The organism is Caballeronia sp. J97 (assembly GCF_905220305.1).
Taxonomy (GTDB): Bacteria; Pseudomonadota; Gammaproteobacteria; order Burkholderiales; family Burkholderiaceae; genus Caballeronia.
This window is the reverse complement of sequence record NZ_CAJMZL010000037.1, coordinates 1-25,902: the sequence shown is the minus strand read 5'-3', so window position 1 is coordinate 25,902 and position 25,902 is coordinate 1. Positions and strand designations below refer to the sequence as shown.

At 63.6% G+C, this 25,902-nt stretch carries 25 protein-coding genes; 15 read left to right on the top strand and 10 right to left on the bottom strand.

The window, feature by feature from the left end; all coding sequences use genetic code 11:
- Positions 1-41: 41 nt before the first annotated feature.
- From U4Y90_RS31265 to U4Y90_RS31240, 6 genes are all read left to right on the top strand, one after another.
- Positions 42-539 carry a MaoC/PaaZ C-terminal domain-containing protein gene (locus U4Y90_RS31265; protein ID WP_321800518.1) on the top strand — a complete coding sequence of 166 codons (498 nt, stop codon included), beginning with the start codon at positions 42-44 and terminating at the stop codon, positions 537-539.
- Between the two features lie 11 nt (positions 540-550).
- Positions 551-1,762: a thiolase family protein gene (locus U4Y90_RS31260; protein ID WP_321800516.1), complete on the top strand. Its 1,212-nt coding sequence runs from the start codon at positions 551-553 to the stop codon at positions 1,760-1,762.
- Between the two features lie 19 nt (positions 1,763-1,781).
- Positions 1,782-2,210, top strand: a complete 429-nt coding sequence (locus U4Y90_RS31255) for a Zn-ribbon domain-containing OB-fold protein (RefSeq protein ID WP_321800515.1) — start codon at positions 1,782-1,784, stop codon at positions 2,208-2,210.
- 78 nt (positions 2,211-2,288) lie between these two features.
- Positions 2,289-3,530, top strand: a complete 1,242-nt coding sequence (locus U4Y90_RS31250) for a CoA transferase (RefSeq protein ID WP_321800513.1) — start codon at positions 2,289-2,291, stop codon at positions 3,528-3,530.
- 1 nt (position 3,531) lies between these two features.
- A complete protein-coding gene (locus U4Y90_RS31245) occupies positions 3,532-4,680 on the top strand; it encodes a CoA transferase (protein ID WP_321800511.1) in 1,149 nt (382 codons plus the stop codon).
- A 107-nt stretch (positions 4,681-4,787) separates the two neighbouring features.
- Positions 4,788-5,717: a LysR family transcriptional regulator gene (locus tag U4Y90_RS31240; RefSeq protein ID WP_321800509.1), complete on the top strand. Its 930-nt coding sequence runs from the start codon at positions 4,788-4,790 to the stop codon at positions 5,715-5,717.
- A gap of 44 nt (positions 5,718-5,761) precedes the next feature.
- Here the strand turns inward: U4Y90_RS31240 and U4Y90_RS31235 are convergent, their stop codons facing one another.
- From U4Y90_RS31235 to U4Y90_RS31215, 5 genes are all read right to left on the bottom strand, one after another.
- Positions 5,762-6,943, bottom strand: coding sequence for a CoA transferase (locus U4Y90_RS31235; protein WP_321800507.1), 1,182 nt, complete (start codon positions 6,941-6,943; stop codon positions 5,762-5,764).
- Between the two features lie 91 nt (positions 6,944-7,034).
- A complete protein-coding gene (locus tag U4Y90_RS31230; protein WP_321800505.1) occupies positions 7,035-8,999 on the bottom strand; it encodes an AMP-binding protein in 1,965 nt (654 codons plus the stop codon).
- 16 nt (positions 9,000-9,015) lie between these two features.
- Complete coding sequence (locus tag U4Y90_RS31225) at positions 9,016-10,221, bottom strand: acetyl-CoA C-acetyltransferase (RefSeq protein WP_321800503.1); 1,206 nt, start codon at positions 10,219-10,221, stop codon at positions 9,016-9,018.
- Between the two features lie 93 nt (positions 10,222-10,314).
- The gene (locus tag U4Y90_RS31220; protein ID WP_321800501.1) at positions 10,315-11,064 is read right to left on the bottom strand and encodes a 3-oxoacyl-ACP reductase FabG; all 750 of its coding nucleotides are present in this window, start codon (positions 11,062-11,064) and stop codon (positions 10,315-10,317) included.
- A gap of 24 nt (positions 11,065-11,088) precedes the next feature.
- Positions 11,089-11,964, bottom strand: coding sequence for a MaoC family dehydratase (locus tag U4Y90_RS31215; RefSeq protein ID WP_321800500.1), 876 nt, complete (start codon positions 11,962-11,964; stop codon positions 11,089-11,091).
- Positions 11,965-12,205: 241 nt separating this feature from the next.
- Here U4Y90_RS31215 and U4Y90_RS31210 point away from each other — a divergent pair, with 241 nt between their 5' ends.
- The 4 genes from U4Y90_RS31210 to U4Y90_RS31195 all read left to right on the top strand — a co-directional run bounded on the left by U4Y90_RS31210 (position 12,206) and on the right by U4Y90_RS31195 (position 15,430).
- Positions 12,206-13,357, top strand: a complete 1,152-nt coding sequence (locus U4Y90_RS31210; RefSeq protein ID WP_321800571.1) for an acyl-CoA dehydrogenase family protein — start codon at positions 12,206-12,208, stop codon at positions 13,355-13,357.
- A gap of 19 nt (positions 13,358-13,376) precedes the next feature.
- The gene (locus U4Y90_RS31205) at positions 13,377-13,580 is read left to right on the top strand and encodes a hypothetical protein (protein ID WP_061178362.1); all 204 of its coding nucleotides are present in this window, start codon (positions 13,377-13,379) and stop codon (positions 13,578-13,580) included.
- A gap of 184 nt (positions 13,581-13,764) precedes the next feature.
- The gene (locus U4Y90_RS31200) at positions 13,765-14,634 is read left to right on the top strand and encodes an IclR family transcriptional regulator (protein ID WP_321800495.1); all 870 of its coding nucleotides are present in this window, start codon (positions 13,765-13,767) and stop codon (positions 14,632-14,634) included.
- Positions 14,635-14,641: 7 nt separating this feature from the next.
- On the top strand, positions 14,642-15,430 hold the full coding sequence (locus tag U4Y90_RS31195) for an IclR family transcriptional regulator (protein WP_321800493.1): 789 nt from the start codon (positions 14,642-14,644) through the stop codon (positions 15,428-15,430).
- A 42-nt stretch (positions 15,431-15,472) separates the two neighbouring features.
- Here the strand turns inward: U4Y90_RS31195 and U4Y90_RS31190 are convergent, their stop codons facing one another.
- Both U4Y90_RS31190 and U4Y90_RS31185 read right to left on the bottom strand, forming a co-directional pair.
- Positions 15,473-16,663, bottom strand: coding sequence for an acetyl-CoA hydrolase/transferase family protein (locus U4Y90_RS31190; protein WP_321800570.1), 1,191 nt, complete (start codon positions 16,661-16,663; stop codon positions 15,473-15,475).
- A 178-nt stretch (positions 16,664-16,841) separates the two neighbouring features.
- Entirely contained in the window at positions 16,842-17,417 is a 576-nt protein-coding gene (locus U4Y90_RS31185; protein WP_321800491.1) for a DUF2889 domain-containing protein, read from the bottom strand.
- A gap of 447 nt (positions 17,418-17,864) precedes the next feature.
- Here U4Y90_RS31185 and U4Y90_RS31180 point away from each other — a divergent pair, with 447 nt between their 5' ends.
- Positions 17,865-18,272 carry a YybH family protein gene (locus tag U4Y90_RS31180; protein ID WP_321800489.1) on the top strand — a complete coding sequence of 136 codons (408 nt, stop codon included), beginning with the start codon at positions 17,865-17,867 and terminating at the stop codon, positions 18,270-18,272.
- A gap of 38 nt (positions 18,273-18,310) precedes the next feature.
- Here the strand turns inward: U4Y90_RS31180 and U4Y90_RS31175 are convergent, their stop codons facing one another.
- On the bottom strand, positions 18,311-19,306 hold the full coding sequence (locus tag U4Y90_RS31175) for a LysR family transcriptional regulator (protein ID WP_321800487.1): 996 nt from the start codon (positions 19,304-19,306) through the stop codon (positions 18,311-18,313).
- Between the two features lie 137 nt (positions 19,307-19,443).
- Between U4Y90_RS31175 and U4Y90_RS31170 the strand changes: the two genes are divergently transcribed.
- The 4 genes from U4Y90_RS31170 to U4Y90_RS31155 all read left to right on the top strand — a co-directional run bounded on the left by U4Y90_RS31170 (position 19,444) and on the right by U4Y90_RS31155 (position 23,262).
- Positions 19,444-20,361, top strand: a complete 918-nt coding sequence (locus U4Y90_RS31170; protein ID WP_321800485.1) for an alpha/beta hydrolase — start codon at positions 19,444-19,446, stop codon at positions 20,359-20,361.
- 70 nt (positions 20,362-20,431) lie between these two features.
- The gene (locus tag U4Y90_RS31165) at positions 20,432-21,370 is read left to right on the top strand and encodes an alpha/beta hydrolase (RefSeq protein WP_321800483.1); all 939 of its coding nucleotides are present in this window, start codon (positions 20,432-20,434) and stop codon (positions 21,368-21,370) included.
- 78 nt (positions 21,371-21,448) lie between these two features.
- On the top strand, positions 21,449-22,087 hold the full coding sequence (locus U4Y90_RS31160; RefSeq protein ID WP_321800481.1) for an SDR family oxidoreductase: 639 nt from the start codon (positions 21,449-21,451) through the stop codon (positions 22,085-22,087).
- A 17-nt stretch (positions 22,088-22,104) separates the two neighbouring features.
- Positions 22,105-23,262 carry an NADH-dependent flavin oxidoreductase gene (locus U4Y90_RS31155; RefSeq protein WP_321800479.1) on the top strand — a complete coding sequence of 386 codons (1,158 nt, stop codon included), beginning with the start codon at positions 22,105-22,107 and terminating at the stop codon, positions 23,260-23,262.
- A 37-nt stretch (positions 23,263-23,299) separates the two neighbouring features.
- Here the strand turns inward: U4Y90_RS31155 and U4Y90_RS31150 are convergent, their stop codons facing one another.
- Both U4Y90_RS31150 and U4Y90_RS31145 read right to left on the bottom strand, forming a co-directional pair.
- The gene (locus U4Y90_RS31150; RefSeq protein ID WP_321800478.1) at positions 23,300-24,997 is read right to left on the bottom strand and encodes a GMC family oxidoreductase; all 1,698 of its coding nucleotides are present in this window, start codon (positions 24,995-24,997) and stop codon (positions 23,300-23,302) included.
- 70 nt (positions 24,998-25,067) lie between these two features.
- Positions 25,068-25,902, bottom strand: an 835-nt coding sequence (locus U4Y90_RS31145; RefSeq protein WP_321800476.1) for an aldehyde dehydrogenase family protein, incomplete at its 5' end; no start/stop codon positions are given.

Below are 25,902 nucleotides of genomic sequence, written 5' to 3'. Positions count from 1 at the left end.
CGCGCCGCATTCGACCATTCAACTGATCAGGAGACCCCGCCATGAGCGGCATCAACAACAGCGTCAACATTCCCCTCGACGAACTGGAAGTCGGCATGAAGTTCCGCTCGCCCGGCCGCACCGTGACCGAAAGCGACGTCGTGATGTTCTGCATGTTCACGGGCAACTGGATCGAGATCCACTCGAACAAGGAATATGCGGAGAAAACGCGCTGGGGCGAGCGCATCGTGCAGGGCATGCTGACGTTTTCGCTGATCTCCGGCCTCCTGCAATTCGGCCCCGCGATCCAGGCAAATTATGGCGTCGACAAGATGCGCTTCCTGAATCCGGTGAAGATCGGCGACACGGTCTACGCGAGCGCCGAGGTCATCGCCAAGAAGGAAAAGGACGACAAGTTCGGCGTCGGTACGATGCTGATCCAGGCGTACAACCAGCGCGGCGAAGTCGTGCAGCGCAGCGAATGGAGTCTGTTGATGCTGCGCAAGCGCGCGGACCTCGATGCGCTGATCGCCGAAGCGCAACCCGAGTTCAAGGTCTGAGGAGCGCAGCCATGACTCCTCGTCCAGTTGCGGCGATCGTCGGCATGGGCGATGCCTATGCATCGCGCGCGAATCGCAAGGATCCGCTGCAGTTGGCCGCCGAGGCAACGCTCGACGCGCTTGCGGAAGCGGGCATCCGCAAGGATCAGGTCGATGCGGTGTTCACGGGACGTTCGCCATGGGCCGACAAGCGTTCGCAGTGGAGCAACATCTTCATCTCGCACATGCAGATGCCGGTGACGATCACAAGCGAGGTGACGATGCATGGCGCGGGCCTGACGTCCACGCTTGCCATCGCTTCGCAGATGATCGCGGCGGGGCGCGCGGAATACGTGCTGTGCCTGCAGAGCGACGCGACCGAGTTGTTCGTCGACGCGGTCGCGATGGGCGCGGAAGCCGATGCCGATCCGCAGTTCGAGATTCCGTACGGCCCGACGATTCCCGCGCTCTACGCGCAGGCCGCGCAGCGCTACTTTCACGAGTTCGGCATCACTGAAAGCGATCTCGCCGACGTCGCGATCGCGAACCAGCGCTGGGGGCGCCATCATCCGCACGCGGCGAAGGCGAAGTTCGGCGAGATCGATCGTGCGACGGTGCTGTCGTCCCCCTATGTCGCGACGCCGCTGCGCCGCTGGATGTGTTCGACGTGGGGCGGCGGCACGGGTGGCGCGTTCGTCGTGACGTCGCCGGAGAATGCGCGCCATGCACGCGATCCCGTGTACCTGCTCGGGTACGGATCGGCGACGACGCACGAATACCTGACCGACCGGATGAACATGCGCCATTGCCGCTACGAAAGCCTCGGCGCCTTCCCGAACCTGACCACCACGGCCACGGCCGAAGCGGCGCGGCAGGCCTATGCGATGTCGGGGCTGGCGCCCTCCGATATCGACATGGCGCAGATCTCGGTGAATTTCGCGCACATGGGGCCGATCGTGATGGAGGACCTGGGGTTCGCGAAGAAAGGGCACGGCATCGACCTCTATCGCGAAGGACGAACCGGAGTCGACGGCGACCTGCCGACCGACACGAACGGCGGCTGGCTGTCGTTCGGGCAACCCGGTATCTCGTGCAACATGGACAGCATGATCGAGGCCGTCCGGCAACTGCGCGGGAAGGCACTGGGGCTTGCGCCCTCGCGCCGTCCCGAGACCGTGCTGGTGCAGGGCGCGGGCGGGATGCTGGCCGCCGGCGCGGTGGTGCTGCTGTCTACCGCAACGTGATACCCGATCGAGAACTTCCATGACCGAAACGCACTCGCCGCATTTGCCACATTCCTGGCCGCAGCCGTACCGGCTGCTCGATGCGCAACCCTACTGGGATGCGCTGGCAGAAGAAAAGCTGACGTTCCAGCGCTGCACCTCATGCAGCGAAGCCGTGTGGCCGGCTCACTCGTTCTGCACGCACTGCGGTGCGAAGTCGCTCGACTGGATCGAGTCGTCCGGCCGCGGCGAGATCTATTCTCACAGCACGGTTCTACGTGGGCCGACACCCGTGTGGGCCGAGATCGCGCCGTACACGGTCGGCTTCATCCGGATGGACGAAGGCTACTACCTCTTCGCGCAGATAGACGAAGCACCCGAAGCGATCCGGATCGGGCAGCGCGTCGAAGTCCGGTTCGTGCAGCGTGGCGCACAGAAGCTGCCTGTGTTCGTACTAGCGTCATCCTGACGTCATCCTGAAGGCCGTTCATTCACGGAGGAGACATCGTGAATAAGCTGAACCACCACCTCGTCGATGGAGGCTGACATGGTCGGACCACTGGACGGTGTGCGCATACTCGACCTGACGTCGAATTTTATGGGCCCGTATGCATCGCTGTTGCTGGCGGACATGGGCGCTGACGTGTGCAAGATCGAATCGCGCGACGGCGACACCACGCGCAACATCGGACCCAGCCGCAATCCCGGCATGGGGCCGATCTTCCTGCATCTGAATCGCAACAAGCGCAGCCTCGTGCTGGACCTGAAGCATCCGGACGGCATCGCCGCGCTCAAGCGCATGGCGCAAGCGGCCGACGTGCTGCTCTACAGCATGCGTCCGCATACGATGGCGAGGCTCGGCGTCGGCTACGAGGATGTGCGCAAGCTCAACCCCCGCATCATCTACTGCGGCGCATTCGGCTTCGGGCAAAACGGCCCCTATGCGACGCGCCCGGCCTACGACGATCTGATTCAGGCTGCGGTCGGCATGCCGGTGCTGCAGAGCCGCAAGAGCGGGCCGCCGGCCTATGTCGCGACGGCAGTCGCTGATCGTGTCGTAGGCATGGCGACCAGCAATGCAGTCGCCATGGCGCTGTACCGGCGCGAGAAGACCGGCATCGGCCAGCAGGTATTCGTGCCGATGATGGAAACCTTCGCGCATTTCGTGCTCGGCGATCACCTGTACGGACACACATTCGTGCCGCCCATCGGCGACTGGGGCTATGCGCGGATGATGAATCCGGATCGCCGTCCGTATCGCACGCGCGATGGCTACATCGGCGTGAACGTGTACGCGGACCATCACTGGAAGCGCTTCTTCGTGCTGTCCGGGCATCCGGAGATGGCCGAAGATCCGCGCTTCAACAACATCGGCGGACGCACCGAGCATATCGCGCAGTTGTACGCGTTTCTCGCAGACGTCTTCGAGACGCGGACCACGGCCGAATGGGTGAGCACGCTGACCGAAGCCGACATTCCGGTGATCGAGATGAATACGCCCGAGACGGTCATCGACGATCCGCACATGAAAGCGGTCGGCTTCTTCGCGGAGCAGGATCACCCGTCCGAAGGGCGGATCCGCACGCTCGGCATTGCGCAGGAATGGAGCGAGAGTGTGCCGGAACTTCGCCATCCGGCGCCACGGCTCGGCGAACACTCGGTGGCGCTGCTGACGGAGTATGGCTTCAGCCGTGCTGAAATCGACGGGATGCTGCGCTCCGGCGGCGTCCATGCGCCCGAGACGGATACCGTGCCGCAATCTCGAAACGTACTGGATCAGGAGAATTGACATGTTGCGCGATCTGCCGCTGTCGGGTGTCGTGGTGGTCGAACTGAGCGACAGCGCGTCGGCGCCGTTCGCCGGAAGGATCCTGGCGGCGCTGGGTGCCGAGGTGTGGAAGGTCGAGCGCCCTACGGGCGATTCGGCACGCGGCTGGGGGCCGAGCGAGTGGAAGGGCAGCGGTGCCGCCTACCACGGCCTGAATCGCGGCAAGCGCGCGGTCTCGATCGATATCAAGGATCGCGAGCAACTCGCGACGCTGCATCGGCTGATCGCGGAGCATGCGGACGTGTTCCTCCACAACCTGCGGCCGGGCTCGAGCGCGCAATACGGGCTCGACGCCGATAGCCTGCGCGTAACCAAGCCGGAACTCGTCTACTGCGAGATCGGTGCATTCGGCCATCTCGGGCCGATGAACACGCTGCCCGGCTACGATCCGCTGATGCAGGCGTTTTCGGGGATCATGAGCATCACCGGCGAGGACGGGCAGGCGCCGGTTCGCGCCGGCGTGTCGATCGTCGATTTCGGCTCGGGCTTGTGGGCGGCAATCGGGATCCTGTCGGCGTTGTATCGCCGTCAGGTCAAGCATTGCGGCGCGACCGTCAACGGATCGCTGCTGGAAACAGCGCTGGCATGGATGACGGTCAATATCGCGAACTACAGCGCCGATGGCGATATGGGCGGCCGGCACGGCTCCGGCGTCGCGTTCATCGTGCCGCATCGCGCGTACTCGGCGAGCGACGGCCATCTGATCATCAGCGCCGCGAACGATGCGCTGTTCGCGAAGCTGTGCGCGGCGCTGGATCACCCCGAGTGGGCGCTCGACGACCGGTTCGCGACCAATGCGGGGCGGCTGAAGAACCGGACGGCGATCGATCGCCTGATCGGCGAGCGCCTGGCGACCAATTCCCGCGCGACCTGGCAGGCGAAGCTCCAGGCGGCCGGGATACCCGTGGCGCCGATCCAGACGACGGCGGAAGTGCTCGAGCATGCGCAGACGCATGCGCTCGGAATTATCGAAAAACCGGCGGACGACGAGATCGGACTGGTCGGGCTGCCGCTGTCATTCGACGGCAAGCGCGCGCCGCCTTTGCATGCGGCACGGGACATCGGTGCCGATAACCCATTGCTCGAAACGTTGCTCGATTCGAGCCGCTAGGCTGTCGCCGGTCGCATCTCGTAAGATAATCCCGATACGGATCCCGCGCGGCGCGCTATGTCGGCCGCAGGGTCCGACAACGTCACGAAGACGTGCATGAGGGAGACATGAGTACTTTCAATCGCCTGCATCTGATCCGGCAGGTCGATCTGCTCACCTTGAAGCTGTTCTTGTCGGCGGTCGAGGAACAGCAGATCGGGCTGGCGGCGATTCGCGAAAACGTGGCCGCATCGACGGCGACCAAGCGCATTCAGGATCTCGAGGACGTTGCGGGAATCAAACTGCTCGAACGCGGCCCGAAGGGGGTTGTGCCGAGTCCCGCGGGCGAGGTCCTCGTCCGTTATATCCGCCGGATTTTCGATAACCTCGACGGCATGCGCGCGGAGATCGCAACGTTCACCGACGGCATGCGCGGCGAGCTGACGATCGCGTCGGCGCGATCGATCATCGTGCCGTTTCTCGCGCGTGAAGTAGGCGACTTCCAGCGCGAGTATCCACTCGTGGATCTCGTGATCAGCGAATTGGAGAATGCCGAAGTCGTGCAGGCGGTCGCGCGCGGCGAGGCCGATGTCGGCGTATTCGCGGCTGCGCACAAGCTCGATCTCGGCGGTGTCGACGTGACGCCGTACCGGGAGGATCGCCTGATTGCCGTCGTTCCGCAGGGACACCCCCTCGCCGGACGCGCGAGCGTCACGATCGAGGATCTGCTGGAGGAAAATCTGATCGTGGTTGGCGCGATGCTCGGCGCGATCCAGGCGGCTGCGGGTCGGCTCGGCAGAGCGTTTCAGCCGCGATACGGCGTCCGTAGCGCAGGCGTGGCCGTCAGTCTGGTGCAGGCCGGGCTCGGTGTGACGGTGCAGCCGGAATGCCTGGTGAGTCATGAACTGTTCAGCCGTGTTGCCGTGCTGGACCTGACGGAGCCGTGGGCCGTTCGGCGCGTGCAGATCGCGACGGCACGCGGTCGTGAGTTGAATCCGATCGCACGCGCGCTGATCGAGCAACTGCTCGATCAGCCTGGAGACACGCGGGCCGAGTGAGGGATCGTCGACACGCGCCGGCCACCGGCATGACATGCGGCCGGTCAGACGATCTTGCGCGATCGCAAATCGGCGACACTCTGCGCATCGAGGCCGAGCCCCGCCAGAATCTCGTCGGTATGCTCGCCCGTCAGCGGCGGCCGCGTATGGATTTCCGGCGGCGTGCGTGAAAGCGAAACGGGCGTGGCGAAGATCGGCACCTTCTTCGGTGCGCCGGGGTAATCCATCCAGTGGATCACATCGGCGGCCTTGATGGTGTCGTCTTCCAGCACCTGACGCGGCGAGTTGACCGGGCTGGCCGGAATGCGCGCCGCTTCCAGCGCGCTCAGCGCCTCGGCCTGGGTCTTGTCCGCGCACCATCGGCTCATGAGATCGCTCAGGATCTCGCCGTTTTCGCCACGCAGCGTATCGTCGGCAAAACGCGGATCGTCGAGCAGTTCCGGCTGGCCAACCAGCTGAGTCCAGCGCTTGAACATCGGCCGGCCGATGACCTGGGTGATGAACCATCCGTCCCTGGCTTTGAAGATGTCGGAAGGTGCATAACCCGACGCGCGATTCGCCGTGGCCTGGCGGTCCAGGCCGAGCAATGCTTCCTCGATCAGCGCGCCGCTCGCCATGTTCAGGCCCGTGCACAGCAGCGAAGCGGTGACTTCCTGACCCATGCCGCTGCGCTGACGCTCGTAGAGCGCCAGCATGACACCGAGTGCGCAGGAAAACGCCGTGGCGAAGTCCACCACGGGCACCATGGCCTTTTGCGGCCGGTCAGGCGTGCCCGCGATGTACACGGCGCCGCTCAGCGCCTGGCCGACGCCATCGAAGCCCACGCGGTCGCGCACGGCCTCGCTGTTGCCGAACGCGTTGGAGGCGACGAGGATGATGTCGCGCTTGACCTCGCACAGGCTTGCGTAATCCAGACCCAGGCTCTTGAGCGTGCGTGGCGGCATGTTGGCGATCACCACGTCGGCATCGGCCACCAGCTTGCGCACGATATCGCGCCCCTCGGGACTGTCGAGGTCGAGCGTCATGGAGCGCTTGTTGCGGTTGACCTGCAGGAACAGCGCGCCTTCGCCCTGTTCGGTCACGGGCACGATGAAGCGGTCTTCGCCGCCGCCGACACGGTCGATGCGGATCACGTCGGCGCCGTAGTCGGCCAGCAGCGCCGAACAGAACGGCCCGGCGATGAAGCGTCCGAAATCGAGGACCTTGATGCCTTCGAGTACTTTCATGTGTGGTTCACGTTTCGTTGAATGTCCCGGCAGGTGAGCGTTGCCCGGGCTCGCGCGGCCAGCGTCGGCCCGGGTTCCGACACTGCACGAATCAGCCTGCGTTCGCCGCCGTGCGAACTTCTTCGAGCGCGGCCGGATTGTCCAGCGACGACAGATCGCCCGGCGGCAGCCCGCAATACACGCTGCGAATCACGCGCCTCATGATCTTGGAGCTGCGTGTCTTCGGCAGTTGAGCGACGACATGCACGTGGCCGGGGCGGAACGGCCGGCCCAGGCGCTTGTCGACATGGCCCGAGACGATCGCCTCCAGATCGACCTCGGCGACGCCCGAGCCGGGCTTCGGCACGACGAAGACGACGAGCTTCTGGCCCTTGTCGGCATCGGCCACGCCGATTGCGGCGGCTTCGGATACGTCGGACAGTTCCAGCACGACTTCTTCCACTTCGGCCGGTCCCAGGCGCTTGCCGGCGACCTTGAGCGTGTCATCGGAGCGTCCCATCATGAAGTAGTTGCCCTCGGGCGTGCGCAGTGCAAGATCGCCATGCACCCAGATGCCGGGAATGGTCTGCCAGTACGTTTCCAGATAGCGCTCGTCGTCGCGCCAGAACGATTGCGTCATGCCGACGAAGGGTGCCCGGATCGCCAGTTCGCCGACCACGCCCGTCACGCTCTGGCCATCGGCATTGACGACGTCCGCGGCGACGCCGGGCGACACCGTGTTGAAGCCGCTCGGTGGAATCGGACGTATCGGCACGCTCGCGAGCAAGGCGCCGGAAGCCTCGGTGCCGCCCGTGTAGTTGATGACGGGCGCCGTGCCGTCGCCGAAGCGCTGCAGGAACCAGTTGAAGTGCTCGGGCGCGATGCCTTCGCCTGCCGTGATCAGCAGGCGGATGGTCGAACGGTCGCCCTTCAGAGCCAGCTCTTCGTGGCTGGCCATCCCGCGAATCAGCGTGGGGGCCGAACCGAAGTGCGTGACCCGGTGGCGTTCGACTACGCGCGACATGCGCGACCAGTCGGGATAATCGGGCGCGCCGTCATAGCACACCAGCGTCGCACCGCGCAGCAGCGCGCAGCCGAGCACCAGCGTGCCCGCGATCCAGCCCATGTCGGCAGGCCAGCAGTAGACATCGCCGGGATGCACGTCGAAGTGAATCAGCGAATCGTGCGCGATCTTGATGGGGAAGCTGCCGTGCGTGTGCACCACGCCCTTCGGCTTGCCGGTGGTGCCGGATGTGTAGATCACCATGAACGGCGTGTCGGGCGTGACGGTAACCGGATCCGTGCCTTGCCCCTTTGCCGTAGTCGCGGTTTCCTGCCAGTCGAGGTCACGCGCATCCTGCGCGGTTTCGCCCTCGGCGCGTTTCCAGATCACGTGTTCGAGCAGCGGCAACTGGCGCCATGCATCACGCAGCGCATCTTCCACGTTCACGCGCTTGGTGCGGCGCGCAAAACCCGTGGACGCGATCACGATGCGTGCTTCGGCCGCCGACAGGCGCGCGACGATCGCGTCGACGCCGAAGCCGCTGAACAGCGGCACGACCAGCGCGCCGAGATGCACGATGGCCAGCAGCGAGACGGTCGCTTCGATGCCGTTTTCCATCAGCAGGCCGACGCGGTCGCCCTCTTTGACGCCATGCAGCGCGAGGCCCGCCGCGAAATCGCGCACGCGCTGCTCCAGTTCCGCGTAGGTCAGTGTGCTCACGCTGCCGTCTTCGCGTTCGGCCACCACGGCGTTTTGCCCAGATGTCGCAGGATGGCGGGCCCATGCATAGATCGTGTTGACCCAGTTGAGCCTGCCGCCGGGAAACCAGCTCGGAAACTGCGGGCCGCGCGAGAGGTCGGCATAGCCGGTCGGCGGCACATCCCATGCGATTGCGCATTCGCGCATCACGGTTTGCCAATAGCGCTCGGGCTCCGAAATAGACACGCGCATCAGTTCGTCATATGAAGGCACGTCCAGCGCGCGCATCAGCTTGACGATGCCGGCGTTCTGCAGTTCGCGCTCGCCCGGCTGCCAGATGTGGCTGGATGAGTGGCCGGCTTCGAAGTTGCTCATGATCGGTCTCCTGCCTTCAGGCGCGTTCGAAAATCATCGCGATGCCCTGGCCGCCGCCGATGCACATCGTCTCCAGTCCATAACGGGCCTGACGGCGCTGCATCTCGTGCAGCAGCGTGCTCATGATGCGTACGCCCGTGGCGCCCACCGGATGGCCCAGCGAGATGCCCGAGCCGTTCACGTTGAGCTTTTCTTCCAGCGCTTCCATGGAGCTGCCCCATCCCTTGACGCAGGCGAGCGCCTGACACGCGAAGGCCTCGTTGAGCTCGACCAGGTCCATCTGGTCGAACGTCAGACCGGTGCGCGCAAGTACTTTCTGTACGGCGGGTACGGGACCGATACCCATGCGCGCCGGGTCGCAGCCCGCGGCGGCCCAGCCGACCAGCCAGCCCATCGGCGTGAGACCCAGCTCGTCGAGCTTGTCCTCGGCCACGATCAGGCAGGCAGCGGCGGCGTCGTTCTGCTGGCAGGCGTTGCCCGCGGTGACGACACCTTCCTTCATGATGCTGCGCAGCTTGGCGAGGCTCTCCGGCGTCGTCTCGCCACGCACGCCTTCATCCTGCTTCACGATCTGCGCATCGCCCTTGCGCTGCGGCACCGCGACGGGAACGATCTCCGCATCGAAATGCCCGGCTTGCTGCGCGGCGGCCGCACGCCGATGGCTGCGCGCGGCGAAGCGGTCGGATGCCTCGCGCGTGATGTCGTACTCGCGCGCCAGCGTTTCGGCGGTCTCGATCATGCCGCTGATGCGGCCGAAACGGCTCTCCGGTTGCGAACGTTCGCGGCCGCGGTCCAGACGGTCGTGCATCTTCACCGTGCCGGCGCGCTTGCCCCAGCGCATGTCGGTAGTGTAGTACTCGACTTGGCTCATGCTTTCCACGCCGCCCGCCATCACCACGTCGGCCGCGCCGGTCTGTACCATCATCGCCGCCGTGGCGAGCGCCTGCACGCCGCCGCCGCAGCGCCGGTCCAGCTGCATGCCGGCCACCTCGATGGGAAAGCCCGCCTGCAGCGCCACCCAGCGTCCGGTGCATGGCGTCTCGCCGCTGGCATAGCTTTGCGCGAACACGACGTCGTCGATGCGGGCGGGATCGAGTCCGGTACGGTCCACGATGGCGCGCGCGACGCTGGCGCCGAGTTCCTCGACGGGAACGCCCTTCAACGCTCCGCCGAACGCGCCCACGGGGGAGCGCAGCGGGGAGACGATGGCTGCTCGTTTCATTTCGAATGCCTCTTAAATGTCATCAATGTTCCGCCGCCATCGCTCGCCTGTCATGCGCTGGCAGCTATCGTTTCTTGATCTTGCGTCGCGCGATCAGCCGTAGCGTCCGCCCGTCACATGCAGCACTTCACCGCTGATGAAGCCCGCGCGCTCGCTGGCGAGGAAGGCCACCGCGTCCGCGATGTCGTCCGGGCGTCCGGCGCGCTTGATCGGCTGGGCGGACACGGCGCGCTCCTTGATCGTTTCGTAGGTCGGCAGCGCCTGCACCATTTCCGTATCCATGAAGCCTGGCGCGACGCAGTTCGAAGTGATGCCGTAGCGGCCTTCCTCCATCGACAGCGCTTTGGCCATGCCGATCAGGCCTGCCTTGGCAGCGGAATAGTTCGCTTGCGTGGGGTTGCCCAGGTGCGCGCGCGAGCTGATGTTGATCAGCCGGCCCCAGCCCTGGTCGATGAAATGCGGCATGACGGCCCGGGCGGCCAGAAAGGCACCCTTGAGCATCACGTTCATCACGAAGTCCCAGTCGTCGGCGCTCATCTTCACCAGGTACTTGTCGCGCGGCGCGCCGGCGTTGTTCACGAGAATGTGCACGCCACCGAAATGGGCGACGGTTTCATCGACAAGACGCTGGACATCGGCTTCGCGCGTGATGTCACCCACGATGCAGTGCGCGGCCAGTCCTTCGTTTTCCAGCCCCTTAGCGGTGGCTTGCGCCAGTTCGGCGTTGATGTCGGTGATGACGACCTTCGCGCCCTCTTGTGCGAGACGCCGCGCCGTGGCGGCGCCCAGCCCGCGCGCCGAGCCGGTGACGATGGCGACCTTGCCGGTTAAACCGAGATCCATGTGCTTCTCCTAAGAACAAATTGGTCAGCGCAGGTCGACCCGCGCATGATTCAAAACCACTACGTCGCGCTCGATGGCGATTACGCGCAGCGACACCGTGTTGCCCCGCACCCACATCTCGGTACGCAGCGTGTCGCCCGGCCACGCCGGCGCCGTGAAGCGCACGCGCATGCCCGCGAAGCGCGCGTCGTCGTAATCGAGCACGGTGCGCAGCACCGCGTGCGCCGCTACGCCCATCAGGGCCATGCCGTGCAGAATGGGACGGGGAAAGCCGGCCGCGGCGGCGACGGTGGGGTCGGCATGCAGCGGATTCAGGTCGCCGCTCAGGCGGTAGATCAGCGCAAGCTGCTCGGGTGTCGCGAGATCGCATACATGATCGGGCGCGCCGTCGGGCATCGCATGGGGCGCGGGCGGCGCATCGGCGCTGCCGCCTGCGCCGAAGCCACCGTCTGCGCGCAACAGGCTCAGTTGCACGACGGTCGCCAGCGCGCGGCCCGTTTGCGCTTCGGTGATCTCGCGCGTCTGCTGCAAAAATGCGCCCTTGCTGGGACCTTTGTCCCACAGCCCGGTAATGCGCGTCGTGCCGTTAATGCGCCCCATGGCCGGCAAAGGTGCGTGGATCCTGATCTCCTGCTCGGCATGCAGGATTTTTTGCCAGGTGATGCCCGTATCCGGTTCGCGTGCCCAGAAGCCGGGGTAGGCAAGCACGTTCGCCATCGTCGGAAACGCACGCAGCGACTGACGGTCGCTGCCCTCGTAGACATACCGCAATTGCCTTGCGTCGAGCGGATCGGCCCCGATGCCCAGACCGAGGGCATAGATCTGGGTATCGCGCAGCGAGTAAGCGTGCTCGATGGGGGGGAAGTGACGGTTCAACAAGTGATCGGCTCGGAGCGGCATGGCGAACGTGATGTCGTTTGATTCGAGTTTCTACGATGAGTCCGGTCCGCTCGCCGGTCAACGGAACCGCGACCATTGTTCCGTACCTTGGCAGACGTCCTGCCAGCATCGAAGTCGACGCCAGTGCCAGTCTTATGGACGCGATTTCATTTTCCGGAACATATTCGCCAATAAGGTTGTTCCGGGTGGACCGCCCGGCGCAGCATCCTGTTGTCCTCCTCTATTTTTTAAGCGTACCGACATGATTCGCGATCAAGAAACGCTCAACGGCCTGCTCGACTCTATCGCCCGATTCGTGCGCGAGCGCCTCGTGCCCAACGAGGAACTGGTGGCCGACACCGACGAGATTCCCGAGGATATCGTCGCCGACATGAAGGCGATGGGCCTGTTCGGTCTCACCATTCCCGAGCGCTTCGGCGGCCTGGAACTGACGATGGAAGAGGAAGTGCTCGCGGTGTTCGAGCTGTGCCGCGCTTCACCGGTATTCCGCTCGCTGCTGGGGACCACCGTGGGAATCGGTTCGCAGGGCATTCTGTTCGACGGTACGCCCGAGCAACAGGAGAAATATCTGCCGCGCCTCGCAACCGGCGAGCTGATCGCCTCCTTTGCGCTGACCGAGCCGGAAGCCGGCTCCGACGCGGCCTCGCTTCGCACGACCGCCATCAGGGACGGCGACGACTACGTGGTCAACGGCACCAAGCGCTTCATCACGAACGCGCCCCATGCGGGCATCTTCACGCTCATGGCGCGAACCAATCCGGAGGACAAGGGCTCAGGCGGCATTTCGGCTTTCATCGTCGATGCAAAGAGGCCCGGCATCAGCTTCGGCAAACGCGACAAGAAGATGGGACAGAAGGGCGCGCATACCTGCGACGTGATCTTCGAAGACGTGCGCGTGCCGGCCGCCAACCTGATCGGCGGGAAGGAAGGGCAAGGCTTCAAGACGGCGATGAAGGTTCTGGACAAGGGCCGCATTCACATCGCCGCCGTGTGTGTGGCCGTGGCCGAACGCATGTTGTCGATGGCATTGTCGTACGCGGTGGAGCGCACGCAGTTCGGCAAACCTATCGCCGATTTCCAGCTCGTGCAGGCCATGCTGGCCGACAGCAAGGCCGAAGTCTACGCGGCCCGCTGCATGGTGGTCGACGCCGCGCGCCGCCGCGACGACAAGCTGCCGGTGAGCACCGAGGCGTCCTGCGCCAAGCTGTTCGCGTCCGAGATGTGCGGCCGCGTGGCTGACCGCGCCGTGCAGATTTTCGGCGGCGCAGGCTATATGGCCGAGTATGGCATCGAGCGCTTCTACCGCGATGTGCGCCTGTTCCGCATCTATGAAGGCACGACCCAGATTCAGCAACTGGTCATCGCACGGGCCATGATTCGTGACGCTAATTAAGGATGAGGCAGAAGACGCAATGACGAATTTCAGCAAGCGTTGTGACACATCGCGCAGCGGCGAGCAGCGTGCCGTGGATGAACAGGCGATCGACGCCGGAGAGTCATCGGTCGGAGTGCATTCGAGCGTTGTACGGAGCGATAACGTGAACTGGGCATGGACGGGAACCACTGGCCATTACGACTGGATGGATCACGCGCCGCTCTTTCATCACCGCGACTGAGTTCCAGAGTACGGAACGCGACGACGCTTTGTTTTGACTCGTTTGCGCCTCGCCCGTGTAATGCAAGGCATCGGATGGACGCATGTTGCGCCGTTCCCTTCGATGCGTGGCGTTCCGCCGCGACCCAAGCGTCCGCGCATTTTCATGGCCGCTCAGAAGCCAGATCGAGACAATGGAGCTATCGATGTCGTTGCAGGCAAATCGGACAGCGCTGCGTTCGTCAGTTCATGAAGATGCGAATCGGTACGATGCGCCAATCGGAGGCCGCGAGAGTGCGGACGGCGCGCGCGCGTCGTCGGGCATGGTCGTGCCGCTGGCGCGAAGTCTCGCGATACTGGCGGCGTTTCCACCGCACGAAGCCTGGCTCGGCAACCAGGAGCTCGTGATCGAAACGGGCATTCCGGCACCGACGATTTCGCGGATCGCGCGCTCTCTCGTGACACTCGGGTACCTGCATTATTCCCCGGAGCGCCGCAAGTATCGACTCGCCGCGCCCGTGCTGTCGCTGGGTTATGCGGCGACGGCCCATTCCAACGTGCAACTGCTTGCACGACTCGAAATGCAGGCATTCGCGACGCAAAGCGAAACTTACGTGATGCTCGGCTCGCGGGACCGTCTCGACGTGATCGTGCTGGGAACGTGTGTGAACAAACCGGCATCGGTCGATCTCAAGCTGTATGCTGGTACGCGCCTGCGCATCGCATCGTCGCCGATGGGCTGGGCCTTGCTTGCAGCAGTGCCGGAACTAGAACGCTTCTATCTGCTCGGGAACATCGAACGCAAGGCGGGACGCGACTGGGCCGGCCTGCGTCGCCGTATCAGCCAGGGCATCTCGCAGGTGCATAACGTCGGCTATTGCATGTCGATCGGCGAATGGGAGCCGGACCTCACGATTCTCGCCGTGCCACTGGTGGTTCAGGACCAGACGCCGCTCGTACTTGCCTGCATCGGGCACAGCGCCCGGCTGGGGCGTGCGCGGGTCGAACGGGAACTCGGGCCACGGCTGGTTGCGGCCGCGCAGCGCTTGCAGGAGCAGGCAGGCGTCATCGACTGAAGCGAACATGGACAAGACCGACATGCACAAAGGCGTGACGCTGACCGTCGAACGCGGACTCGAGGTGCTCCACGCGTTTCGCGCGAACCGCGCTCCGTTGTCGAACGCGGAACTGGTGCGTCGCACAGGTCTGCCGAAAGCTACCGTATCCCGGTTGACGACGACACTGATCTCGATCGGTTATCTGCGCCGCGTGGGCGGCGGGCGCCAGTTCGAACTGAGTGCCGGCCCACTGAGCATTGGTCACGCCTATCTGGAAGCGAATGTCGTACCGCGGCTGGTCGCGCCCGTCATGCAGCAGCTTGCCGACAAGCTGAATCTGTCGGTCGCGCTGGCGGTGCCGCATCGACTCGACATGGTGTATATCGCGTGGCGAGCAAGTGCCAACATTGCCACGCTGAGGCTCGGCGTCGGTTCGCTCCTGCCGATGGCATCGACTGCCGTGGGGCGCGCCTACTTGTATGCACTGCCCGACGCGGTGCGCGAACCTTTGATTTCGGAGCTGCTCGATGCGGCCGGAGACGATGCGGAAACGGTGCGCGCGAACCTCGATGCCGCATTCAGCGATCTGAAGGAAACGGGTGTATGCATGTCGGTAGGCGAGTATCAGCGCAACGCGTTTGGCATTGCCTTGCCAATCGTGGTTGGCCGAACCCGCACGCTGATGGCGCTTAACTGTGGAGCGGTGGAACTGGAGCCGGACATGACGGCGATCCGTCGGCGTGTGGCGCCTGCATTGAAGGCCGCGGCGTTGACGGTGTCCGGTATCCTGAGCGACGTCGACTGCGAGCCTTGACGGGCCGCGCGTCGCATCGCATCGCGCTAGCCTTGCGACCGCTCAACTGCGTGCATGAGATTCGCGGGCCAGCCGTTCGCGATGATCCGGATGCGCGAGCGCGATGAGCTTCGGAATGCGCTCGGCGATCGAGAGGCCGCGCAGATCGGCAATCCCATATTCGGTGACGATCACGCACGCGTCGCTGCGCGGCACCGTCACGGGCCCTGTTACGCGCGTCACGATGCGGCTGTGCCGCCCGGCGATCGACGGCAGCGCGACCACGGGCACGCCTCCACGGCTGATCTGCGCCGCGCGCAGAAAATCGCCGACCCCACCCACCGCACCGACATAGGTGCCACCGACGGCCTCGGCGTTGACCTGGCCCGTGAGATCGACCTCCACCGCCGAATTGATCGCGACGAAGCGATTGATCCGGCGCAGCACGTACGGATCATGCGTGTATTCCGTGCCGCGCAGCTGGACCGCAGGATTGCGGTGCGCAAAACGGCGCGTGCGCTCCGAGCCCATGATGACGCCTCCGATGGTGATCCCCGCATCGATCGTCTTCCTCGCATTCGTCACGACACCCGCCTCGCACAACGCCGCGACGCCGTCTCCGATGCTGCCGGTGTGCACGCCGAGATCCCGCCTGTCGTGGAGTTGCGCCATCACCGCGTCCGGGATCGAGCCGATTCCCGTCTGCAGCGTCGCTCCGTCTTCTACCAGCGAAGCGACATTCCGTCCGATCATCTGCTCCACAGGTCCGGCCTCTGCCGCACGTGTCTCCGGGAACGAGGCGTCCGACGCCACCAGCAGGTCGATGTCACCGTGTCGGAGATAAGGGCCGCCGTAGGTCCACGGCACGTCGGGGTGCACTTCCGCGACGATCGCGCGTGCGTGCCTGACTGCTTCGACCAGATACTCGCGCGCGAGCCCGAGGCTGTATCGGCCGTGTTCGTCCGGAGGCGATACCTGCAGCAGCACGACATCGATCCGCAGCCGGGCGCTGCGAATCAGCTCCGGAAGCTGGGAGTAATGCACCGGAAGAATGTCGAGCACCCCTTCACGCGCGAGACTGCGATTGGTTCCGCTGCCGCAGTAGGCGAGGAAATCGAAGGCGTCGGCATGCTCGGGTCCGAGTACTTCGGTCAAACCGATGCCGAGGAAGATGCGGATTCGCTTCAACTGTTTGCGCTGAGCGACCAGCGCGCGCATGAGCGTCACCGGCTCCGCATGCGACTGACCCCACATCACGGTATCGCCTGGCCGAATGAGCGCGCAGAGGTCGCGGCAGTCGCCCGGCCGGCAGTCAGGGTTCGCGGCACGCGCGATCACGGTGTTGGTGTGGTTCATGCGTGGAGGAAGTGAGTTTCGATGTTGGGTGATCCGGAGCACGAAGGGCTGCGTACCGGCCCGCATTGCGATCCCGCTACATCTTCTTCAGCGTGTGATACTCGGGCCATAGTGCCTTGACGAGTTCGCGCGACGCGCCGTACGCATGACAGCTATCGATCTTGCGCGGCTTGCCCTGTTCGTCACGCTCACTGAACCTGGATGGCCGTTCGGTAACCATGGTCTGATAGGCGGCGCTCGCAAGTGGCCCGAGCAGTTCCTTCAGGTGCGTGCACGTATCGCCGGATGGCAGACGCTTGCGCACCTCGGTGTTCCAGCCTGGTCCGATGCGCAAGCCGACCAAAGTCTGCAGCGTGTCGCCGCCGCCCTGGCACGGCGCATACGGATGAGACTGGATGAACGTATGGACCTCGCGAATGATCATGTCCTTGTCGAACGTCAGCGTAACGCCGAGATCGTGAATGGGCGTTTGAGCGGGTACCAGACGCGCCCCGCCGGGCGGCGTGAAGTCGTGCGTCTTGCGATCCACGAGACGCGCGCTGACCTCGAACAGGCCATCGTTGCGTCGATAGCCGCGCATCTCGATCTGTCGTAGATGCAGTTCTTCGCGCGTGACGACCGGTTCGGCAGCGGAATCATCGTTGCAGGCCATGCTTCTACTCCAGTCGTGAGAACGCGCTTTATCTGTGGCGCAAACTGAAAATCGACCGTCGCCAGAAGCGCACGGTCGCGGCCTCGGCTGGCCGTTGCCAGTTTGACTCTCGAATTCGCGAGCAGGCAATCACGCCGGCGCAGTTCTTCCGTACTTTGGAAACAACGAGATGTTATAGCCGCGACGCCAGTCCTTGCGCGGTCTCCTTGAGCGCCGGCACGACGACGTGCGGATTCCAAAGTACGGCACACCGCTGCCGCCGCGATTGCCCCGATGCCGCCTTCGCTCATCAAATAGAAGATTAAAAAAGCAGCCCTTTTCGGGAGGCGAGGAAATAACAGATTCCGGGTTGGAGGCGTTCGAGCCGGGTACGGCGCTCATTTGCAGCCCATATTGAATTACAGTTGAATCCGATGCTTGTTTGCTGACTACGATAGGTTTCAGGCGATGAAAGATTGGCTCGAACAAGATATCTTGAGTGATATTCAGACTCGATGGAACGTGGCTGCGCGACGATGGGATGCACACGCGTTGACCTCGATCTACGAGCAAGATGCGTTGTTTTTCGGTGGCAGGCAAGGACAGTCGGTCGGCGCGGACGAGATCCTCGCCTACTTCGAGTCGTATCGAGGCGTGATCGAATCGGCGTGTCTCACGTTTGCGGAACAAAGGTTCATTTGTCTGACGGGTGACTGTTTTCTGGCGCAGGGGTTCGGCGAGTTCGATTTCGTTTTGTGCGGCAACAAGGCGACTCGGTCGCGATTGCGTACCACGCTCGTCATCACGCGACGCGGCGACACGTGGCGCATCCGCCAACATCATTTTTCCAGCGAGCCGTTATCGCCGCCAATTTAGGCACGCTGAACGCGCGATGGCCTGACGATAGCGAGATTTCAGGTGCGATTCGAGCGCGAAGAGGCGAGCGAGCGTTGCCCGGACTTACGCGTCGTGTGATTTGAAGGCTCTTGTCCTGGTGCAGGCAGGAGTTCGCGCTTTTCAACGAGAAAATCCATGAGGACGCGCACCTTTGGAGGCATGCGCTCACGCGTCGGGACATAGAGATAGAAGCCTGCGAACGGCTTGCACCATTCGCGCAGTACGCGAATGAGCAAGCCGTCGGCCAGCTCGCGACGTACCGCAATATCGACGTGCTGAACGAGACCGGCACCCTGGAGGGCCGCGCGAATCATGCTGTCGTCGTCGTTTGTGATCAGCGTGCCTTGAGGTTCGACGACGAAGCTATGGCCCTTTGCTTCGGGCGAGCTGAACTCCCATCGGAAAATGGCGCCGCTGCTCGTATGCCGATACGCCACGCAATCATGTGTCGCGAGGTCCGCCGGCGTTGCGGGAACACCGTGGCGTTCGAAATATTGGGGCGAGGCTACCACCGCCATTTCAAGCATGGGCGAGATCGGCACAGCAACCACGTGCGCCGCGAGACTCTCGCCCATGCGGATACCCGCGTCGCATCCCTCCGCAATGATGTTCGAAAGTCCGTCGTCCATCACGAGTTCCAGTTTCAACTGAGGAAATCGCGAGAAGAACTCGGATAGATGCGGCTCCAGCAGATTGCGCGCGGCGATCCTCGACGTGTTCACGCGCAGAAGGCCAGAAGGCGCCGCGTTCGTTTCGCCGACGTCGCGCACGGCCTGCTCGATCGCGCCAAGCGCTGGACGCAGTTGATCAAAAAGCCGCTGGCCCTCTTCCGTGAGCGACATCTCACGTGTCGTGCGATAGATCAGCTTGACGCTCAACTGCTCTTCGAGCGCCTTCAGGCTTTGCGACAACGCCGCCCGCGAAACGCCCATCTCGGCAGCGGCCTTGGTGAAACTGCCGTGTTGGGCGATGTGGGCGAATGCGGCCAAGGAGGGGAGACGCGAAAAGTCCATCGATCCTATTGGTAAGCCTGGCTTACGACTGTGATTGGTTATCTGATCTTGTCACGCAGCAATGCAGGTTCTAACATTTTCCCCATCGAGAACGCAATGATTTTCCGGGCGCTCGCTCAACACAAGAGGTCAGGACCATGCAGAAAATCGGAATCACGAACCGGAACGGACAGGCCATCACGCTTGCGGCGGTCATCAATTTCCCGCAAGGATTCGATGAGGATAGAACGTATCCCGCTGTGGTCGTCGCTCATCCGGGCGGTGGCGTAAAGGAGCAGACCGCTGGGCTCTACGCGCGCAAGCTGGCGGGGCATGGCTTCGTCACGGTCGCTTTCGATGCGTCTTATCAAGGCGAAAGCACTGGGGAGCCGCGACAGTTGGAGAATCCCTATGTCCGAACGGAGGATATCAGCGCCGTCGTCGACTATTTGACCACGCTGCCGTATATCGCCAAGGACAAGATCGGTGCGATGGGCATTTGCGCCGGCGGTGGCTATACGGCCAACGCCGCGATCAACGATCGCCGCATCAAGGCAGTAGGGACGGTGAGCGCGGTGAATATCGGCTCGATGTTCCGCAATGGCTGGGAAAACACCGTCAAGGATGCCGACGCTATCCCGATGCTCGAACTTGGCGCCGATGCGCGCACGGCCGACGCCGGCAAGGCAGAACACGCCGCGCTCCCGCTCGCGCCGATGCGCAAGGAAGATGCGCCGAACAAGGAGCTTGAAGAGGCGTGGGAGTACTACCACACGCGGCGTTGCGAACACCCGAACGCGCCGGGCTTCATGACGGCGCGCAGCCTCACGCAGATCATCACGTATGACGCCTACAACAAGGCCGAAGCGTTCCTCACGCAGCCGCTGCAGATCGTGGCCGGGAGCGTGGCCGGAAGCAAATGGATGAGCGACGACCTGTTTGCGCGTGCGGCCAGCAAGGACAAGCATTTGCACGTGGTCGAGGGCGCCAATCACATGTCGCTGTATGACGGGGAAAAGTTTGTCGACGAGGCCGTTTCGGTGCTAGCGCCATTCTTCCAGCGTACGTTGAAGTAAGCGGCGAAGCGATCTCGGCAAGGTCCGGTTCGCCCGAGCGTGCGAACCACTACGAAAAGGAACTCATATCATGGCCTCAGGCAGCAACATTCGAAGCGTCACCTATCGCAATCTGGGATGGGACTCTGCGGCGGACATCCACCTGCCGCCCAACTTCGACGAGACGAAGAAGTATCCCGCCATCGTGAGCACGCATCCTATCGGCAGTTGCAAGGAGCAGACCTCCGGCAATGTGTACGGCGCGGCGCTCGCCAAGGAAGGTTTCGTCGTCATCGCCTTCGACGCGAGCTTTCAGGGCGCGAGTGGCGGCGAGCCGCGCTTCATCGAAGATCCATCGATTCGGGTCTCCGATATCCGCTTCGCCATCGACTATCTGGTCACGCTGCCTTATGTCGACGCCGACCGTATCGGTGCGATCGGCGTGTGCGGCGGCGGCGCTTACACGATACACGCGGCGATGACCGACCATCGGATCAAGGCTGTGACATCGATTACCGGGGTCAACTTCGGCAGACTGATTCGCGAAGGCTTCAGCAACTTTGAACCGGTCGCGGCGCTGGAAGCCATGGGCAAACAGCGCACGGCGGAAGCACGAGGCGCACAGCGCAACGTGATCAATTACCTTCCCGCGTCGGTGGAGGAGGGCAAGAAAGCGGGGATAAAGGATATCGACGTACTGGAGGCCACCGACTACTACAAGACCGCACGCGGCCAGCAACCACACGGCGCCACGAGCGGACTGTTCTCGTTCAACAGCGCCGCGATGGGGTGGGATGCGTTCCTGCATGCCGAAGTCCTTCTCACCCAGCCGCTGATGGTCGTCATCGGTGACAAGCCCGGTGGTTTCGGCGCATATCGTGACGGTTGGGAGATCTACGGCCGCGCGGCGTCGAAGGACAAACAGATCGTGGTTGCTGAAGGCTGGTCGCACTACGATCTCTACGACCGCTCAGAACCGGTGGCCCTGGCGCTCGCCAAGGTCGTGCCGTTCTTCACGGAACGCCTGTAAGGGCTATGGTGCCTGCTGATGTGTTGCCTGCATCGGCGGGTCCCTCGCGCATTTCCTATAACCGGCTCCAGGATGACCATGACGAGCGTATTGATTCTCGGCGCAAGCGGGCAAATCGCGAAGTGGGTAATCGAATCGCTCGCGGCGCGCAACGACACGAAGTTGACCTTGCTATTGCGCGATCCGAAAAAGATCTCCGGCAATGAGCCGGCGAACGCGAAACTTGCCATCGGTGACGTGCTGGACAAGGACTTTCTGAAGCAGATCATGCCCGGCCACGAGATCGTCTATGCGAACCTCACAGGAGAAGACCTCGACATGCAGGCGCGCGCCGTCATCTCGACGATGCGGGCGACCGGCGTCAAGCGGCTGATATTTGTCCTTTCATTGGGCATCTACGACGAAGTGCCGGGCAAGTTCGGCGAGTGGAACAACGCGGCCATCGGCGAAGCGCTTGCGCCTTTCAGGCACGCTGCCGATGCCATCGAGGCATCAGGGCTGGACTACACCCTTCTGCGCCCGGCATGGCTGACCGACGAGGACGAAGTCGACTACGAGTTGACCGAGCACCATGAACCCTTCAAGGGCACGGTGGTGTCACGCAAGAGCGTGGCCGACCTTGTCGTCAGGATCATGGCCTCGCCGTCGCTCCATGTCGGCGCAAACCTCGGCGTGAACAAGCCCGACACCGACGGCGACAAGCCGTATTTCATGTAAGTGGGAAATTCCTCCGAATGGCATCGACAACAGACCCGATTTTCCAGGCATTCTCCTTCTCCAACGGCATCACCCTTCGTAACCGCGTCGTGATGGCTCCAATGACGACGTGGTCATCCAACGCCGATGGCACCGTCTCTGATCAGGAACTGACCTATTATCGTGCACGAGCCGGCAGTGTCGGCATGGTTTTGACCGGGTGCACGCACGTGATGGAAAACGGCGTCGGCTTCACGCACGAGTTCGCCGCGCATCACGATCGATTCATCCCCGGATTGCGGAAGCTGGCTCAAGCCGCCAAAAGCGGCGGCGCGCCTGCGGTGCTGCAAATCTTCCACGCGGGCAACAAGGCCGTCCCGGGATTGATTCCAGATGGCGAACTTGTGAGCGCGAGCGCAACAAAGGCGCCTCAGGGTCCTTTCAACGACCGCGTGACGGAGAGCCGCGCCCTGACTCACGATGAGATTCTCGACGTGATCCAAGCGTTCGGACAGGCCACGCGGCGGGCGATCGAAGCCGGATTCGATGGCATCGAACTACATGGTGCGCATGGTTTTCTGATTCAGAATTTTTTCTCGCCTCTCTTCAATCAGCGCACCGACGATTGGGGCGGCTCGCTCGAAAGCAGAATGCGTTTCCCGCTTGCCGTGGTTCAGGAGGTCAGACGCGTGATCGAGGCTCATGCGGAGAGGCCGTTTCTCGTCGGTTACCGTATTTCTCCGGAAGAGGCCGGCGAAGGCGCATTGCATATCGACGATACGTTCGTGTTCATCGATCGTCTGATCGAGGCCGGCATCAATTATCTGCATGTCTCGCTCTATGACCTGCTGCGCAACAAGCCGCAGGATCATACGGGCGCGAAAACCACGATCGAGCACGTCATCGAGCGGGTCAGGCAACGTGTGCCGCTTATCGCGGCGGGCTCGATCAGCACCGCTGCGCAAGCTCGGCAGGCGCGCGCCCTGGGGCTGCCGCTGGTGGCCGTGGGGCGAGCTCTTGTCGCAAGACCCGATTGGGTCGAGCGCAGTGCGTCAGAGCATGGCACTGAAGTCGATATCTCACTGGATCTGTCACGGCATCCTGCCGAGCTCGAAATTCCCGACAAGCTCTGGGACATCATTTCGGTCACGACAGGCTGGTTTCGTTCACGCGACGCTTCGCTCGCGACGAGCTGACGAGTTCTTGTAGTCCTCGTCGCTCGCAGCCAGCCTGTCAGGACGTCATCTCCCACGCATGTGTCGTCCCAATCCGGTTCGCAGGATGTTCGACACCCCGACGCAACGGTTGCGCGACGTCCTTTAGGATCAGGTCGGACGCCTTCTCACCGATCATGATCACCGATGCGTTGGTCGGGCCGGAAATCGGCGCGGGCATGACCGATGCATCGGCTACGCGCAGGCCTTCGACGCCACGCACGCGCAGCCGTGCATCGACGACCGCATAGGGGTCGCTGTCCGGCCCCATCCGCGCGGTGCCGTTGTGGTGATACACGGTGCCGCCGCGTTGCCGCGCGAAGTCGAGGATCTCCTGGTCGGTGCGGATCTCGTTGCCAGGAAAGATCTCATTGACGTAATAGGGCGCGAAAGGCCGCGCCTGCAACACCGCGCGCGCCATCTTGACGACCGCGACCATCGCCTTCCGATCCGACTCGGTCGCCAGATAGTTCGGCTGGATCAAGGGATCGATGTCGATGCTGGTCGAGCGCGCCTTCACGTAACCGCGGCTTTCCGGACGCTGCTTGTGACCGCCGAGCGTCATGCCCGGATAGTGATCCAGAAGGCCCGGCAGACCTTCACGATAGCTGCCGGGCGTGAACGATACCTGAAGATCCGGCGTCGGCATCGACGGGTCCGAGCGGAAGAAGAAGCGCATCGGCACCGGCCCCATGCTGAGAATGCTGGGCCGGCCCGCGAAGTACTTCGTGATTTCCCATAGTAGCGGCAGTCCGCGCCCGCGCTCGTTGACCGTGGAGATGTCCCTGACCTGCGCGGCGACCCGCAGGTTGTAGTGATCGCAGAGGTTCGCGCCGACGCCCGGCAGATTCACTTCGACGTCCACGCCTATCGAACGCAGATGATCGGCGCAACCGATGCCGGAAATCTGCAGCAGGCGCGGCGTGTTCAGCGCACCGGACGAGACGATCACTTCACGCCGTGCGCGCACCTCGCGCTCCGGAGCGCCGCTCGCGCCCGCGCGATAGCGCACGCCGACGGCCCGGCGGTTCTCGAACAGCACGCGTATAGCGGGACTGTCCGTGCGCACATCGACGCGACCGGTCTTTACCGCGGGGCGCAGATATGCGCGGGCGGCGCTCATGCGGCGCATCGTGTGGCCGCGCGAATCGATCGTGAATTGCCACGGACCGACGCCGTCCTGAGCTTCGGCGTTGTGATCCTGCACGTACGGATAGCCGAGGCTCTTCGCCGCTTCGACGAAGAAGTCGCAAAGCGGGCTGGAGCGTACCGGATCGGTGACCGTCAACGGGCCGCTTCTGCCGCGATAGCGGTCATCGCCGTCACCGATGCGCGTTTCCGCCTTCTTGAAGTACGGGAGCACGTCGTTATAGCTCCAGCCCGGATTGCCGAGCCCGGCCCAGCCGTCGAAATCGGCGCGCTGGCCGCGGTTATAGACCATCCCGTTGATCGAACCGGAGCCGCCGAGCACGCGGCCCTGCGTGAGGCTGAGCGCGCGGTTGCCTGTCGCGGCGCTGGGCTCGCTCTTGAAATCCCAGATGAGATTCGGATTGAAGAGGTTCTTGATATAGCCGGCCGGAACGTGAATATAAGGGCTGCGGTCCTTGGGCCCGGCTTCCAGCACGCAAACGGAATGGCCCGCCTCGGACAGCCGCATGGCGAGCACGCAGCCGGCACTGCCCGCGCCGACAATCACGTAGTCGAAGGTATCACTCATGGTTGTGGCATCCGCGTTGATGGGCACGCGCGTTGATGGGCACGCGCGCCGACGGAGTCTCGCGCGTCCGTCAACTGCCCAGGTTGAAGTTGATGGTCTTGAGTTCGGTGAATGCTTCGATCGTCGACCAGCCGCCTTCACGGCCGACACCGGAGCGCCTGATGCCGCCCATCGGCGCATTGGGTACGCTCGCGTATCCATTCACGCCGATCGAGCCGCTGCGCATGGCGCGGGCGACGCGAAACGCCCGCTTCACGTTCGACGTGTACACGCAGCCTGCCAGGCCGTAATCGCTGTCGTTGGCAATGCGGATTGCTTCCTCTTCCGTGTCGAACGGAATCACGGAAAGCACCGGACCGAAAATTTCCTCGCGCGCGATCGTCATGTTGTTGCTTACTTTCGCGAAAAGCGCCGGATCGATCCAGTTTCCGTTCGCGAGTTCGCCTCCCGGCGTGCCGCCGCCGAACATCAGCTCCGCGCCTTCGCGTCTGCCGCTGTCGATATAGGCGAGAATCTTGTCCTTCTGCCGCTTCGAGATGATCGGTGCGGATGTCGTCGCCGGATCAAACGGATCACCGAAGCGCACGGTCTTCACCTGCTCGGCCGCATGATGCAGGAACTCGTCCATGATCGAGCGATGCACGACCGCGCGCGACGGTGTCGTGCATACCTGGCCGGAGAGGAAGGTCGAGCACAGGCCCATCAGCGTGGTGGCTGCGCCCGCGACGCTCTCCGCATCGGGAAAAACGAGCGCCGCGCTCTTGCCACCGAGTTCGAGCGACAGGCGCTTCATGGTCGATGCGCCCGCTATCGTGATTTTCTCGCCTGCGATCGGGCTGCCCGTGAACGTGACCTTGTCCACGTGCGGATGCGCCGATAACGCCGCGCCGGTTTCAGCGCCGCCC